At 64.5% G+C, this 14,506-nt stretch carries 11 protein-coding genes; 4 read left to right on the forward strand and 7 right to left on the reverse strand.

The features are described from left to right. Positions 1 to 94 precede the first annotated feature (94 nt). The 5 genes from AC0V2Y_RS20035 to queE form a co-directional block, all read right to left on the reverse strand. Positions 95 to 1,252: a hemin-degrading factor gene (locus AC0V2Y_RS20035; RefSeq protein WP_475415046.1), complete on the reverse strand. Its 1,158-nt coding sequence runs from the start codon at positions 1,250 to 1,252 to the stop codon at positions 95 to 97. A 62-nt stretch (positions 1,253 to 1,314) separates the two neighbouring features. Then, positions 1,315 to 3,672, reverse strand: a complete 2,358-nt coding sequence (locus tag AC0V2Y_RS20040) for a TonB-dependent hemoglobin/transferrin/lactoferrin family receptor (RefSeq protein ID WP_475415045.1) — start codon at positions 3,670 to 3,672, stop codon at positions 1,315 to 1,317. Between the two features lie 242 nt (positions 3,673 to 3,914). Then, positions 3,915 to 4,424 (reverse strand): tRNA adenosine(34) deaminase TadA, encoded by a 510-nt coding sequence (gene tadA / locus AC0V2Y_RS20045; RefSeq protein WP_475415044.1) that lies wholly within the window; start codon positions 4,422 to 4,424, stop codon positions 3,915 to 3,917. Beyond that, positions 4,417 to 4,863 (reverse strand): 6-carboxytetrahydropterin synthase QueD, encoded by a 447-nt coding sequence (queD, locus tag AC0V2Y_RS20050; protein ID WP_475415043.1) that lies wholly within the window; start codon positions 4,861 to 4,863, stop codon positions 4,417 to 4,419. The genes tadA and queD overlap by 8 nt, the downstream gene beginning before the upstream one ends. Before the next feature lie 9 nt (positions 4,864 to 4,872). After that, positions 4,873 to 5,508, reverse strand: a complete 636-nt coding sequence (gene queE, locus AC0V2Y_RS20055; RefSeq protein ID WP_289897788.1) for a 7-carboxy-7-deazaguanine synthase — start codon at positions 5,506 to 5,508, stop codon at positions 4,873 to 4,875. Positions 5,509 to 5,799: 291 nt separating this feature from the next. Between queE and AC0V2Y_RS20060 the strand changes: the two genes are divergently transcribed. The 4 genes from AC0V2Y_RS20060 to AC0V2Y_RS20075 all read left to right on the forward strand — a co-directional run bounded on the left by AC0V2Y_RS20060 (position 5,800) and on the right by AC0V2Y_RS20075 (position 13,322). Continuing rightward, positions 5,800 to 6,699, forward strand: coding sequence for a sensor histidine kinase (locus AC0V2Y_RS20060; RefSeq protein ID WP_475415042.1), 900 nt, complete (start codon positions 5,800 to 5,802; stop codon positions 6,697 to 6,699). A gap of 91 nt (positions 6,700 to 6,790) precedes the next feature. Further along, positions 6,791 to 7,777 (forward strand): sensor domain-containing diguanylate cyclase, encoded by a 987-nt coding sequence (locus AC0V2Y_RS20065; protein WP_475415041.1) that lies wholly within the window; start codon positions 6,791 to 6,793, stop codon positions 7,775 to 7,777. A gap of 153 nt (positions 7,778 to 7,930) precedes the next feature. Beyond that, complete coding sequence (locus AC0V2Y_RS20070; RefSeq protein ID WP_475415040.1) at positions 7,931 to 10,795, forward strand: M16 family metallopeptidase; 2,865 nt, start codon at positions 7,931 to 7,933, stop codon at positions 10,793 to 10,795. A 184-nt stretch (positions 10,796 to 10,979) separates the two neighbouring features. Then, positions 10,980 to 13,322: a M28 family metallopeptidase gene (locus AC0V2Y_RS20075; protein WP_475415039.1), complete on the forward strand. Its 2,343-nt coding sequence runs from the start codon at positions 10,980 to 10,982 to the stop codon at positions 13,320 to 13,322. 15 nt (positions 13,323 to 13,337) lie between these two features. Here AC0V2Y_RS20075 and AC0V2Y_RS20080 read toward each other — a convergent pair whose 3' ends face one another. Both AC0V2Y_RS20080 and AC0V2Y_RS20085 read right to left on the reverse strand, forming a co-directional pair. Continuing rightward, complete coding sequence (locus tag AC0V2Y_RS20080; protein WP_475415038.1) at positions 13,338 to 13,592, reverse strand: hypothetical protein; 255 nt, start codon at positions 13,590 to 13,592, stop codon at positions 13,338 to 13,340. A gap of 24 nt (positions 13,593 to 13,616) precedes the next feature. Then, positions 13,617 to 14,402 carry a DNA/RNA non-specific endonuclease gene (locus AC0V2Y_RS20085; RefSeq protein ID WP_475415037.1) on the reverse strand — a complete coding sequence of 262 codons (786 nt, stop codon included), beginning with the start codon at positions 14,400 to 14,402 and terminating at the stop codon, positions 13,617 to 13,619. Positions 14,403 to 14,506 lie beyond the last annotated feature (104 nt).

Consider the following 14,506-nt stretch of genomic DNA (forward strand, 5'->3'; position numbering starts at 1 on the left):
ATACCACTATTGTGCTTCAGACATGAGACCGGCACGCGGCACCCACACTGAAGTGTTGCCGCACCGGTACGGCGCGCGGCAACTCTGCTGCTACCTACTTAGCCTTAGGCAAGGAATCAGCCAGGTCCACCCAGCTTTGCGGCTGCGGTTTGCCCCGCTCGCGCACGCCGAAGAAGGAGACCACTTGCGTGCCGTCGTTGTCGAAGAATTCGACGGACGTGACGCCGCCGCGCTTGACGACCCAGCCGCTGCGCAGGGCCGTGTCGCGGATGTGCAGGTTGAAGTCCGGGTCCAGCACATTGAAGAAGCCGCCTGCCGCCATGGTTTTCTCGATCTTGCCGCTGTAGATCTGCGTCAAGCCGTCATTGCCCAGGAAGACCATGATGGCAACCTTGTCCCTGGCCGCGTTTTCCAGCAGGGTGCGCAGCGCTTGCGGCGTCACGCGCTCGACCACGCCGGCCGGCGCCAGGCGCAGCGCCTGCTCGCGTGTCAGGTGGAATTCGCGCATGATTTGCGCAAACTGGTGCACGTCCGTCATGTCTTTCCAGGCCAGCTGGAATTCCTTGACGTCGATCTCGCTGTCCGGCTTTTCCGCCGCCTTCGGCGCCACGGCCAGCACGTTCAGTTCGGCGCTTTGCTGGGGCGCGCGGAAGGTCGCCACCAATTTATCGTAGACGGCCACGCCCGGCTCGTTGCGCAGGTAGATTTTGTGCACGGCCGTACCGTTGGCGTCAAAGAATTGCAGGCTGCGCGTCGGCTTGCCGTCGCGGCCAGGCTGTTCCACGGCAAATGCGTATTTCCAGTTTTCAAAGTGGAAACGCAAGTCGATCTGGCCGCCCAGGTAGCCGCCCGCGATATTGCGCTGGCGCGCTTCCGTTTCCGGATCCTGTTTCGCGTCGGCCTGTTCCGACTTGTCGCCCGCCTGCTTGAACTTGCTGGCCACGCCCGTCGTTTCGATGACGCCGTTTTCATTGCGCGTGATGGCTTGCACCAGGCCCAGGTCCAGCGCGGCGCGCATGATTTCGCGCGGCTGATTACCGTCCGCCTGCAGGCGCGTCACGCCCTTGCCGATGTTGGTTGCCAGCAATTGTGCTTCGGACACACCCAGCGCGCGCGCCGCGTCGCGGATCTGCAGCTTCGGCTGTTCCGTGCGCAGGGTGGACCAGCGTTCCGCCAGGGTGGCTGGGGCCGCGTATGCGTTTGCAATCAGCAGGCTGCCTAGCAGGGATAGAACGAGTTTGGATAACTTCATAGAGAGACCATTCAATCAAACATGGAAAAAAAGAGGGGCAGGCGCCCCTCCCCGGTAAAAATTTAGAAGTTCACGCTGAGGCTGGCGGCGACGTTGCGGCCCGGCTTGGCGTAGCGCTCGATCTCGGCGCGGCTGGCGGCCGTGGTGCCGGCGGCCAGGCTGCGCGAGGCGGCGTAGTCCCAGTACTTGCGATCCGTCAAGTTGTACACGCCGACGACGATCTTCGCGTTCTTGTGCACGTTCCAGTACGTCGACAGGTCGAAGATGGTGTACGACGGCACGGTGAACAGGGACCCGGCATCGCCGATCAGCAGGTTTTCCGGCGCCTGCTTGGCGCCCGCATGCACGGCCGTCAGCGCCAGGCCGAACAACTGGTTCGCGTGGTCGTAGCCGAAGGTCAAGGCCGACTTGGCGGGCGCCACCGAGTTCAGGCCGCCGCTCTCGCCCGTCCGGGTATTGAAGGAGCGGCCCTTGGCCACGCCCGTGGCCAAGTCAACGTGGTAGCCCTGCATGGCCGGCGTCCAGGCGCCCAGTTCCGCGCGCAGGGTCAGCTCGGCGCCCCAGGTGCGGGCATTGCCGATGTTTTCCGGGCGGAACAGGCCGCGCGTGATGGTGGGGTAGTTCACCGGATCATCTTTTTGCATCACGTAGTCGATCATGTCCGTGTATTCCGTCTGGTAGACGGACGCGTGCATGCTCAAGCCCCTGGTGACGTCGCCCTTCAGGCCCAGTTCATACGCCTTGCTGGTTTCCTTGCGCAGGTTCGCATTGCCCAGCACGGCATAGCCCTGCCCCGTGCCCGTATAGCTGAAGGAGTCGTAGGTGCCCGTGCGCTCGGCCGCCGTCGGCAGGCGCGTGCCGCGCGTGAAGGTGGCATAGGCGTTCATCTGCGGCAAGACTTCCACGGACAGGCTCAGGCTGGGCGTGAAATACGTGTCGCTCTCTTCGCGCACTTCCTTGGCCGCGTTCGGCACGGCGATCGCATAGGTTTGCAGGTTTTTCGGTTCGTTCTTGCGGTAATCGGCACGCAGGCCCGGCGTCAGCACGGCTTTCTTGCCCGCCAGATTGAAACTGAGATCGTCGCGCACATACAGGGCCAGCTTGCTCGTGTCCATGTCGGCCATGCGGTTCTTGTTGGTGACCTGATGCTGGCCCGTGGCGACGATGACGCGGTCTTCGCGCCACGGACGGCGCGTTTTCAGCTGTTCCAGCTGCACGCCGTACAGCAGCGCATTGTCCGCATTGAGCTGCTTGAACGCTTCCAACGTCAGGCCGATGCTGTCATTCTTGAAGCTGGTATCGATCGAGCGCTGCGCCGGACTGCCAAACGTGTAGAGGCCTTGCGTCTTGTCGTCGGTCTTCGCGTTCTGCAGATACACTTTCGACGTCAGGCGGTCGAACAGGGCGAAATCCTTGAGCACTACGTCGTGGCCCAGGCTCACGCGCGTACGCTTGGTGGTGGAATCCTGCTGCACGCCCGTCGGGTAATACGCGCTGACCTTGCTACGCAGATCGCGCTTGTTCTTGCGTTCGAACATGTCGACCGTCAAGTCCAGCTTTTGGTCGCCAGGCAATGTCCACACGAGCTTGGACAGCAAGGCGTTCGAATGCCAGTCGTCCGGGTTGACGGGCGTGGTGCCGCGGCTGTCCATCTGCTCGCCGTCGCGGTGCACGTAGACGGCCAGGCCCTGCAGATTGGCGCCGATTTTGGCGGCGCCCGTCAGGGTGTGCGCATTGCTGCGATCGGCCGTGGCGCGGCCGTATTTATAGGCCACGTAATGGTCTTGCCCCTCGCCCAGGTAATCCTCGGGCGACTTGGTGATGAAGGCCACGCCGCCGCCCAGGCCGGGATTGGCGCCGCCGGCCGCCGTCGTGCCCGAATCGATGCGCACTTCGCGGAAGGTTTCCGGATCAAAATAATCACGGCCCGTGGCGAAAGCGTTGAGGGTGTTGCCGTCCGGCTTGGGCGCCGCGTCGGGCAGCGCGATGCCGTCGAGCTCCAGGCTGACCCGGTTGCCTTCCAGGCCGCGGATGTTGTAGCCCGTATTGCCGGAGCCATCCCACACGCTGCCGCTGCCCGAGGCCGCCGCTGGCGCGCTGATCAAGGGTAGATAGCGCACGATGCCGCCCATCTCGGTGACATTGCGGCGCTCCAGGTCGTCCGCCGTGACGACCGTCTTGGTGCCGGCGCGGCGCTCGTAATCCTGCTTGGCGTTGACGACGATTTCCGGGAAGACGGGCAGCTTGGCCGGCTCCTGGGCGGCCGTGCCCGCATTGATGGCGGCCGTTTGCGCGGCCACGGGCAACAGCGGCGCCGCAAACAGGCCCAGCAAGGCGGCGCGCAGCACCAGGTTATGACGGCGGGCAGGAACGGGAGATACGACGGGCGCAGCGGAGCGCTGCAGAAGCACTGTAGTCATGATGATCCGGTGTAAGAGTGGAGGCTGGCTCTTGAACCCGGATCGATAACGATAATGTTAGCGATGCGTAAGGGAAGTTTGCTGGCGAAAACAATACTGTAACACGAATCATTCTCATTTGAGAATGGCAATTGGTCTAGACAGATGTTATTTCGCAACAATTATAAAAATGCCAGCCGGGAGGGCTGGCAAGGCACGGCACACCTACCGGCAAGGCCATGGAGGCCCTGCCCTGTCTGCTGTCAGGCCGGCGGATTGGCCAGCTTGCGCGCTTCCGCCTGGGCCCGGCGGCGCTCGGCAAAGAAGCGCCGGAGGAAGTCGCCGCACTCGTCGGCCAGCACGCCGCCAACGATGGCCGTCTGGTGGTTCAGCGCCGGCTGTTCGAACAGGTTCAGCACGGAACCGCAGGCGCCCGTCTTCGGGTCGCCCGCGCCGTAGACCACGCGCGCCAGCCGTGCATGCAGCATGGCGCCCGAGCACATCACGCACGGTTCCAGGGTCACGTACAGCTCGCAGCCGGGCAAGCGGTAGTTGCCCAGCTTTTCAGCGGCCGCGCGCAAGGCCATCACTTCCGCGTGCGCCGTGGGGTCGTGGCGGCCGATGGGCTGGTTGTAGCCCACGGCGATGACTTCGCCATCCTTGACGACGACGGCGCCGACGGGCACTTCGCCCAGGTCCCACGCGTGCTGGGCCTGCTCCAGGGCCAGCTGCATGTAGCGCGCGTCCTGCGCGCCAGCGTGCGTTTCACTCATCGGTCACTTCGGCCCAGCAATTCGGCGTTTCGTGCAGCACCAGCTTATGCAGGTGCAAGCCCGTGCCGAAATGGTCGGTGAACGCCGCCTTCAGTATCTCGAAGGCGATGCGCGCCAGGTTTTCCACCGTGGGGATGCGGTCGATGACGACGGTCTTATGGTCGGGCAGGCTGGCCAGGAAATCGCGCACGGCCGTGTCCTTCTCGTAGACGAGGAAGGCGTGGTCCCACACGTCGACCAGGTGCTGCTTGGCCAGGGTTTTCACGTCGGAAAAGTCCATGATCATGCCATTGTCGGAATTGCCTTCCGCTTCGATGACCTTGCCGACCAGGGTGATTTCCACCGTGTAGCGGTGGCCGTGCAGGTTGCGGCACTGGCTTTTGTGGTCGGGAATGCGGTGGCCCGCGTCGAATTCAAGCTTGCGTGTGATAGTCAGCATATTGTTTTATTAAGGTATTTGCAGGAGTTTATGGGTTTGCAGGCTCAGCTTCCACTTCGGATTGCTTTTGCACGTCTCGATGGCCAGCTTCATGTTGTGCGCGGCCAGGGGGCCGTCCATCGCCTGCACGAAGAAGTTCTCGAAATCCAGTTGTTCGTAGGCGGCCAGGTCTTGCTGGAACTGGGGGATGACGACCTTGATCTCATTGCCCTTGTGGACGACCAGGGTCGAACCCATCTTCGGGCTGACGCAGATCCAGTCCACGCCGGCGGGCACGGGCAAGGTGCCGTTGGTTTCGATGGCGATGGTAAAGCCCACCGCATGCATGGCGTCGATCAGGGCCGCGTCCAGCTGCAGCAGCGGCTCACCGCCCGTAAACACCACGTATTTGCTGGGTGCATAGCTGGCCGGCCACAGGCTGTCGATCAGCGCGGCCAGTTCCTGCGGCGTCTTGAACTTGCCGCCCAGTTCGCCATCGGTGCCGACGAAATCCGTGTCGCAGAACTGGCACACGGCCGTGGCGCGGTCGCTTTCGCGGCCCGTCCACAGGTTGCAGCCGGAAAAGCGGCAAAACACGGCCGGACGGCCCGCGTGCGCACCTTCGCCCTGCAGGGTATAAAAAATCTCTTTGATGCTATAAGTCACTGTATTTCCTAAGAGCTGGCTGACGCATCGCGCATGGATGCGGGCGCGCCCGGCGCAAAACAACAAGGCCGGGGCCGGAGAGCCGATTGACAACCCTCTATTATATGCCGCCACGACACTTCCCGTGCAAATGCCGTGCCTGCCGCCTGGCGCCGCGGCATCCGGCAGCAAGAAAGCCACAGCGGCAGGCAAAACTGCGCAGCTTTTGCGTTTAGACAATATAAATAACCCAAGGTTAATATATTTTCTGTAATAACATTGCCCGTTGGAAAACATTTAGGGAGCGAGAAAATGATGCAACGCTGGCTGCGCCCGCCGTGTCGCCTGAGCATTCTGGCTTGCCTGGCGGCCACTACTCTCGCTTCCCTGGACGCCGGTTACGCCGCCGGTCCGATGCTGCCGACAAGCACGCCCTTGCCCCTGATACTGGTTTGCGCCATCCTGTGCGGTGCGCTGGCGCTGCTGCTGTGGCGCCAGCACCGCCTGGCGCTGCGCCTGCGGGCGCTGGAACAGCTGCGCGCGGACACCGAGCAGGACCGCCTGGCCAGCGGCCAGCAGCAGGCGCGCGAACAGGAACGCCTGCGCATCGGGCGCGACATCCATGACGACCTGGGGCAGCATCTGCTGACCTTGAAGATCGACCTGTCCATGCTGCAGACCAGCACGCATGGCGTGGCGCCCCAGCTGGCGCAGCAGCTGGCCGTGATCGTGCGCAATGTCGACCTCAGCATCGCGGCGCTGCGCTGCGTCATCCATGACTTGCGCCCGCCCGCGCTCGAAGCGGGCCTGCAGGCGGCATGCGAGGAACTGCTGGCCGACTTCAAGCGCACCACGGGCATCGATTGCCGCTGCGATTACCGGCTCGATGCCGCCGCCGGCCGCGCGCATGGCGCCCTGCTGTACCACGTGGTGCAGGAAGCGCTGGCCAATATCGCCCGCCACGCGCGCGCCACGCATGTCCAGCTATGCCTGCGGCAAGCGGGCGGCAGCGTCGAGTGCCGCATCGGCGACGACGGCGTCGGGCTGTCGGGTTCGCCGCCGCGCCTCGGTTGCGGCCTGTCCGGCATGCATGAGCGCGTGGCCGCCGCCGGCGGCAGCCTGCACATCGACAGCCGCAGCGGCACCGGCACCACCTTGCGCGCCTCGCTGCCCCTGCCGGTCTGCCACGACGCGGCGACACCCCATCGCTGAAAGTATTGCTCAATATCAACACCTTCGGCCCGCCACGCTGCATCATGGCCAACGAGCCAGCCCCCTCATTCACCCCAAGAAGGATGCTTACATGCCGGATAGCCATGCACATGCCAGCGCATCGCCCTGCGATGAAGCCCAGGGTTTCGCCGTCAAGATGATGGAATTGCTGGTCGTGCCCACCTTTGTACTCGACGTGCATGGCCAGGTGATGATCTGGAACCGCGCCTGCGAGCAGCTGACTGGCGTGCCGGCGGCCGAAGTGCTGGGCACGCGCGAGCCGGGCCGCTGCTTTTACAACGACGAGCGCCCCACCCTGGCCGACCTGCTGCTGGCCGGACGGGGCGGCGACACGCGCGCCCTGCATGCACAGCAACAATACCGCAGCAGCACGGGCAGCAATCTGTGCGCGGAAAACTGGTGCGACATGCCGCGCACGGGGCGGCGGCGCTACCTAGCCGTCGATGCCAGCCCCATCTACGGCAACCACGGCGAACTGATCGCCGTCGTCGAAACCCTGCGCGACATGACCGATGAAAAGCGCGCGCACGTGGAATTGGAACGCCTGGCCACGCGCGACGGCTTGACGGGACTGGCAAACCGGCGCTGCTTCGACGACACCATCCTGGCCGAGTGGCAGCGCGCCCAGCGGCAGGACCAGCCCCTGTCGCTGCTGATGGTCGACGTCGACAATTTCAAGGAATACAACGACAGCCACGGCCACCAGGGCGGCGACCTGTGCCTGCGCAAGGTGGCCGGCGCCGTGGCCAGCGAAATGCGCACGAACGACCTGGTGGCCCGCTACGGCGGCGAAGAGTTCGCCGTGATCCTGCCGAACCAGTCGCTCAAGGGCGCGGCCATCGTGGCCGAGCGCATCCGCCAGCGCGTGGAGCGGCTGCAGCTGCCGCGCAAGCGTCCCGACGGCGCCTGCGTCACCGTCAGTATCGGCGCCGCCACGGCCCTGCCCGGTCCCGGCACCGAACTGGGCCAGCTGATCCACACGGCCGACTGCGCCCTGTACCGCGCCAAGCACCTGGGCCGCAACCGCATCAGCCTGCCGGAAACGACGCTGACCTGACCACCTGTCCCTGCGGCACGCCTTGCCTGCCCTGACGGGGCCGCCCCTTCATGCCAAAACGCCTTGCCCCTATGCACGGCGGCACGAATATTCTATGCTGCGGCGTTGCACTTTCATAACATCCAATAAGAAGGAGCCCCCGTGTCAAGAATCATGCCCGCTTTATTACCCGCTTTCGCCCTGGCCCTGTCGGCCATGGCTGCGTCGAACCTGGGCGCCGCGCCCGTCAAACCGGCCGCAGCCCACAGCGCCGCCGCCGGCAAGGCCGATCTGCTGCCATTCAAGGCGACGGAAAAAACCCTGGCGAATGGCTTGAAGATCATCATCGTGCCGACGGGCTTTCCCAACCTGGTCTCCTTGCAGATTCCCGTGCAGACGGGCTCGCGCAATGAAGTCGAGCCGGGCAAGTCCGGCTTCGCCCATTTCTTCGAACACATGATGTTCCGCGGCACCAAGGCCTATCCGCCCGAGAAATACCAGGAAGTCATCACCCGCGCCGGCGCGCGCCAGAACGCCTACACGAGCGACGACCTGACCAATTACCACACGACGTTCGCGAAGCAGGACCTGGAAACCGTGCTGAAGGTGGAGGCGGACCGCTTCCAGCACCTCGACTATGCGGAAGACGCGTTCAAGACGGAATCGCGCGCCGTGCTGGGCGAATACAACAAGAACAGCGCCAATCCCGTGTCGAAACTGTTCGAAGTGATGCGCGACAGCGCCTACACGACGCATACCTACAAGCACACGACGATGGGCTTCATCCAGGACATCGAAGACATGCCGAACCAGTACGCGTATTCGAAGCTGTTCTTCGACCGCTGGTACCGTCCCGAGCGCACCACCATCATCATCGCCGGCGACGTGGAACCGCAGCAGGCCATCGCGCTGGTGGAAAAGTACTGGAGCGGCTGGCAGCGCGGCAAGCAGCAGGCGGCCGTGCCCGTCGAACCCGCGCCGCGCGGCCCCGTCTACAAGCACGTGGCCTGGCCCACGCCGACCCTGCCGTGGGTAGCCGTCGGTTTCCACGCGCCCGCGTTTTCCGTGAAGGACAAGGACCAGGCCGCCCTGGCGACCCTGCTGTCGCTGTCCTTCGGCCGCACCTCGCCCCTGTATAAACGCCTGGTGCAGAATGAACAGAAGGTCGACCAGTTGTTCGAGATGACGCCGGACCGCGTCGATCCCACCCTGGCCGTGCTGGGCGCGCGCGTGAAAAACATCGACGACGCCGTCTACGTGCGTGACGCCATCCTGTCCACCGTGGCGCGGCTGCGCGACACGCCGGTGAGCGAAAAAGACCTGGCGGACGCCAAGTCGGCGGAAAAATACGGCTTGATCCGCTCGCTCGACAACACGGAGCAGATCGCCGGCACCCTGGCCTCGTTCGTGCATTTCGACCGTTCCTACGCCACCATCAACCAGTACTACCGCCTGATCGACACGCTCACGCCAGCCGACCTGCAGGCGGCCGCGCGCAAATACCTGACGGACGACGGCCTGGTGGTGACGACCCTGTCGCACCAGCCGATGGCGGCCGCCATCGCCGCCACACCAAAGCTGGCCAGCCTGCTGCCGGCAGCGTCAAATGCAAAATTCGACGTGCTGGTGCAAAAGTCGGCGTTGCCGCAAATCCGCTACAAGCTGCTGTTTACAGCCGGTTCCGCGCAAGACCCGCAGGGCAAGGAAGGCCTGGCCGCGCTGACGGCCGCCATGGTGGCGTCGGGCGGCTCGTCCGAGCGCAAGATCGACGAAGTCAACCAGGCCCTGTTCCCGCTGGCCGGCAGCTTTTCCCAGCAGACGGACAAGGAAATGACGACGTTTACGGGCTCCATCCACAAGGATAACTGGACCCAGTTCAACGCCATCGCCCTGCCCCTGCTGCTCTCGCCCGGCTTCCGCGAAGACGACTTCCGCCGCTTGAAGGATGCGCAAAAAAATGCACTGCTGCTGGACCTGAAGGACAATAACGAAGAGGAATTCGCCAAGGAACGCCTGCAAACCAATGTGTATGCGGGCACGCCATATGGCCATCCCGTACTGGGCACGGTGGCCGGCATCGACGCCATCACCCTGGACGACGTGAAACAGTTCTGGAAGACGGCGTACGCGCAAGGCGCCGTCAAGGTGGGCATTTCCGGCGACGTGTCCGACGCCATGACGGCGTCGCTGACGCAAGCGCTGGCAAGCTTGCCGGCCGGTCCCGGCTTGCCCGCCACCGTGAAACCGGCGGGCCGCAAGGCGCAGGGCCTGGAAGTGGAAATCATCGAGAAGAACACGCGCGCCACGGCCATCTCGTTCGGCCTGCCTTTGGAGGTGACGCGCACGCATCCGGACTTCCCCGCCCTGTGGCTGGCGAAGACATGGCTGGGCGAGCACCGCGCCTCGAATTCCTACCTGTACCAGCGCATCCGTGAAATCCGCGGCATGAACTATGGCGATTACGCGTACATTGAAGCCTTCCCACGCGGCATGTATCAGTTCTTCCCGAACCCGAACCTGGGCCGCAAGGCGCAGCTGTTCGAGATCTGGATCCGCCCCGTGGCGCCGGACAACGCCCACTTCGCCCTGCGCGTGGCCCTGACGGAATTGGGCAAGCTCATCGACAACGGCCTGACGCAGGACGATTTCGCCACCACGCGCGACTACCTGATGAAGAACGTCTTCGTCATGACGTCGACGCAGGACCAGCAACTCGGTTACGCGCTCGATTCGCAATGGTATGGCACGCCCGAGTTCACCAAGCTGATGCGTGATGGCTTGTCGAAATTGACGGTACAAGACGTCAACCGCGCCATCAAGCAGCACCTGTCGGCGAAGAACCTGTCCGTGGTGATCGTTGCCAAGGATGCGACCGGCCTGAAGGAAAAGCTCGTCAGCGACGCGTTTTCTCCCATCAAGTACGACGGCAACAAGCCGCAAGCCCTGCTCGATGAAGACAAGGTCATCGGCGCGATGAAGCTGAACCTCCAGCCGGCGGCCGTCACCGTGACGCCGGCGGCGCAGGCGTTCGCCCAGTAAGTGGGTGCCAGAGCGACCTCGTCCGATGCAGAAGGTCGGACGAGGTTGACCTGGCATTCGGCGCGGCCAAACGCGCCTTCAGGCCGCCAATCCCGGCCTTGGTCGGAAAGTGGCATCTTGGCAATCTGGTTATCCGCATACTGTTTTCAACTCTTCCCGAGTGAAAAACATGACAAGGACAACCATGAACCTGCGCCTTTCCCCTCTTTACGCCAGCTGCCTCCTCGCCGCTGCCGCGCTGCCCGCCACCCTGTACGCCCAGGCGCCGGCCCTCGCCGGACAGTGGCAATTCCGGACGGCGACGGGCACGACCACGACGAATGGCGTCGAGGCCGACCTGATCGACACGGGCATACTCGACATTACCGAAGAGCAAGGCGGCATGCGTGCGACGATCGCGTGGCTCGATGAACGGGGCCGGCTCACCTCCCCACGCACGGTGCACGGGACAAAAGGCCCCGCCGGCACCGTTTTCCGGCATGGCGGCAAGCGCGTCAGCACGGGGCGCAACGGCAAGGAGGTCAGCACCGAGGTGACGATACGCTGGACCTTGCAAGCGAAAGGCGACGTGCTGAGCGGCGAACGCCTGGTCGAAACCGATGAGAACGAGCCCAAGCCTGTAAACGGCACGCGGCTCAGGGAACGCTATGTGCCAGCGGCTTTGCCCGCCGCGCCAGCGGTGGCGGCGGCAGGCGGCGCCGCTCGCGGCCCATCCACGCCGGCCGAGCGCATGCGCGTGGTGCGGATGGCGAAAGAGGCGCAGGGCGCCCCGCTGGCCGTGCAACAGCGCGACGGCGCCTGGCTGGGCGCATGGGTCGATGCCATTCCCGACCTCGCGTTCGACGCCGGCATGCCCGATGACTGGCTGAGCACCGCCCCCGCGCCGGCCACGCGGGCGGCGCTGCGCTTCCAGTACCTGGCCAGCGTGATGGCCTTCCAGATCAGCCACCCGGAGCAGGCCCGGCAGCAAGGGGAGCGCGACCTGGCGGGCATGCAGGGCGTGCTGCGCGCCTACGAATCGCTGCTGCGCCAGGATAAGCTGAACCGTGCCGCCAAGCTGGATGCGGCGCTGGCGGCGCGCCGGCAAGGCACATTGCCCGCCTTCCTGGGCACGTTGTCCGGCAGGGATGCGCGCATCGAAGCCGCGCCAGCGCGCTCCGGCGACGCCACGGCGCGCAAGATCGTGGCGCTGGGCACCAGCGAGCCGCGCGCGATGGACTGGCTCGACATCCTGAGCAACCGCTTCGGCGGCCGCATGGCCGGCAGCGATGCCTACACGCATGCGGCGCAATGGGCACGCATGCAATTGCGGCAATGGGGCGTGCAGGCCGAACTGGAAGAGGCGGGCCAGATGTCAGCAGGCTTCAACCGCGGTCCCTGGTCGGGCAGGATGCTGGCGCCCCGGGAGCTGCCCTTACGCATGGCGACGCCCGCCTACTCGGCCGGCACGCGTGGCGTGCAGCAGGGCCTGGCAATCGTGGGGCCGGCTACCTTGGAAGAGGCACAGCAGCGCGCCGCGCAGTTCCAGGGAAAATGGGTGCTGATCGGGGGCGAAAACAGCGGCGGCGGGCGCGATGGCAGCGCCATCCACAAGCCCAGGGCCATCACCAGAGTGCTGATGCAGGCCGGCGCCCTGGGCACCCTCCAGTCCGGCGAGGAACCCCTGTACGCCGCCAGCGCGGCGCCCGCCACCTGGGCGTCGCTGCCGACCTTGCCCGACATCAAGCTGGCCGCGCCACAGTACGCGGACATCCGCCAGCGCCTGGCGCACGGCGAGGCCGTCACCCTGGAGTTTGATATCCGCAACTGGTTCTACCCGGGTCCGGTGACGTATCACAACGTCGTCGCCCGCATTCCTGGCTCGGAAAAACCCGGGGAAATCGTGCTGATCGGCGCCCACCTCGACAGCTACGATGGCGGCACGGGTGCGGCAGACAATGGCGGCGGCGTGGCGACCATGCTGGAAGCGATGCGCCTGCTGGCGCTGTCCGAAGCGAAGCCGCGCCGCACCATCATGCTGGTGGCCTTCGGCGCGGAGGAAATCGGCCGCAAGGGTTCATTCGCATTCGCCGAACGGCATGCGGGCGAAATGAAAAACATCGTCATGATGCTCAATCGCGACGGCCGCCCCGGCGCCATCGACGGCATCGCCGTTCCCACGGCCTGGCAACCCGTGTTTGGCCGGGTGGAACGGGCCCTGCAAGACGTCCACCCCGTGTTCGGCTTCGCCGCGACCATCAACGATGTGCCGCGCGACGCCAGCAAGGCGATGAATGCGCGGACAGGCAGCGATGATGCCGTCTTCAGCCTGCATGGCGTGCCGACGCCGAAATTTAGCGTGCTCGGCGATTTCGACTACGGCCGCGTGCATCACACGGTACAGGACACGTATGAGAACGTGCTGCCTTTCGGCGCGGCGCAGCAATATTCGGCCATCGCCATCGCCCTGACCGCCTACGAGGTGGCGAATGCGCCGGAGGAACTGAGCCGGAACGGCTACTATCGCGCCGCCCAAGCGGCACAATAGACGTCCGTGCCCGCGTCACTCGAAGGGATTGGCCACCGACGTCACTTCGGGCGGCGGCAGCTGGTCCGGCAGCTCCTGCTTTTCCAGCTGGGCCACCACGTCGGTCAGCAGTTTTTGCAGCTGCCTGGCCAGCGCCAGGCCCGGCTTGTCCAGGGTCAGGTCGATGTCGCCGCTGAGGCTGATGCGGTCGACCCGGTTTTCGATGGTCAGGCTGCCGATTTCCAGCACATCGCTTTCATTGGCGTAAGGGACGAATTTCTTTGCGCACATGGGATTTCCTTTTTGACGGTCTTGTTATTTCTTGGACTTGCTTTTCACCTTGGGCAAACTCAGCATGCGCAGCTTCTGCTGGCGCGTCAGCGACGGTAACAGATCGATGCCTATCCTGTCTTCCAGTTGCGCAATGCTCAGCACTTCATACGTCTTGGTGTCGACGTTTTCAATGAAGTAGGCGGCGCCGGCACGCTGGCGCGGGCTGTACACGGCCTTGTACAGATGGCTGGGCACGATGACTCTTCCCACCTTGCGCAGGTTGCCGCCGATGAACGCCGGTCCCGTGATCACGTACAGGTCGCCCTCCTTCTTCGCCATCTTGCGCACGGCGCCCTCGATGCCGGCCCACACATAGCGGTTGTTGCGCGCGTCTTGCGGCACCATATTGGCCAGGGTAAAGCTGTCGCGCTGGCTCTGGCGGTCCGGCATGTCGCCGTTGGGCGCCATGTGGCCACGGTCGAAGCCGCTGCGCGCATAATCGGCCAGTTCCGCGCGCTGGGCGGCGGGCAGCTTGCGTTCGGCATGAAAGGAGTTTTCGCGCGACAAATCCTGCGCCGCTTCCAGGTTGTTCGCCGTCAAGTGCTCGGCCGACCACAGCGGCGTGCGCGTGATACCCGAGTGCATCACGCCAAACACGTTATAGCACAGCTCTTTGGTCGCCACGTCCAGCTTGGGGTTGGTGATTTCCGGCTTGCGGCCGTCGACGTAGTGGGCGGGACAGGCATCGGCATGCGCCAGGTTCGCGGCAAAGGCGGAAGCCAGCACGCCGCACGCCAGGGTCAGCCTGGCGATCGATCGTTGAATCATATTTCCCTTTGAAATCTTTGCAGGCCAGCATTCTAGCGGACGCGGGCTCCCGCCACAAACCTGGCGTGCGCGCCTGTGCGGGGCGGCAAATTGGCGTGCAGGCG

Source organism: Janthinobacterium sp. BHSEK (genome assembly GCF_056174685.1).

Excerpts from the sequence above, each read along its gene's own strand:
- AC0V2Y_RS20035 (WP_475415046.1), bottom strand. The coding sequence starts at position 1,252 with ATGAAGTTATCCAAACTCGTTCTATCCCTGCTAGGCAGCCTGCTGATT.
- AC0V2Y_RS20040 (WP_475415045.1), bottom strand. The coding sequence starts at position 3,672 with ATGACTACAGTGCTTCTGCAGCGCTCCGCTGCGCCCGTCGTATCTCCC.
- tadA (WP_475415044.1), bottom strand. The coding sequence starts at position 4,424 with ATGAGTGAAACGCACGCTGGCGCGCAGGACGCGCGCTACATGCAGCTG.
- queD (WP_475415043.1), bottom strand. The coding sequence starts at position 4,863 with ATGCTGACTATCACACGCAAGCTTGAATTCGACGCGGGCCACCGCATT.
- AC0V2Y_RS20060 (WP_475415042.1), top strand. The coding sequence starts at position 5,800 with ATGATGCAACGCTGGCTGCGCCCGCCGTGTCGCCTGAGCATTCTGGCT.
- AC0V2Y_RS20065 (WP_475415041.1), top strand. The coding sequence starts at position 6,791 with ATGCCGGATAGCCATGCACATGCCAGCGCATCGCCCTGCGATGAAGCC.
- AC0V2Y_RS20070 (WP_475415040.1), top strand. The coding sequence starts at position 7,931 with ATGCCCGCTTTATTACCCGCTTTCGCCCTGGCCCTGTCGGCCATGGCT.
- AC0V2Y_RS20075 (WP_475415039.1), top strand. The coding sequence starts at position 10,980 with ATGAACCTGCGCCTTTCCCCTCTTTACGCCAGCTGCCTCCTCGCCGCT.
- AC0V2Y_RS20080 (WP_475415038.1), bottom strand. The coding sequence starts at position 13,592 with ATGTGCGCAAAGAAATTCGTCCCTTACGCCAATGAAAGCGATGTGCTG.
- AC0V2Y_RS20085 (WP_475415037.1), bottom strand. The coding sequence starts at position 14,402 with ATGATTCAACGATCGATCGCCAGGCTGACCCTGGCGTGCGGCGTGCTG.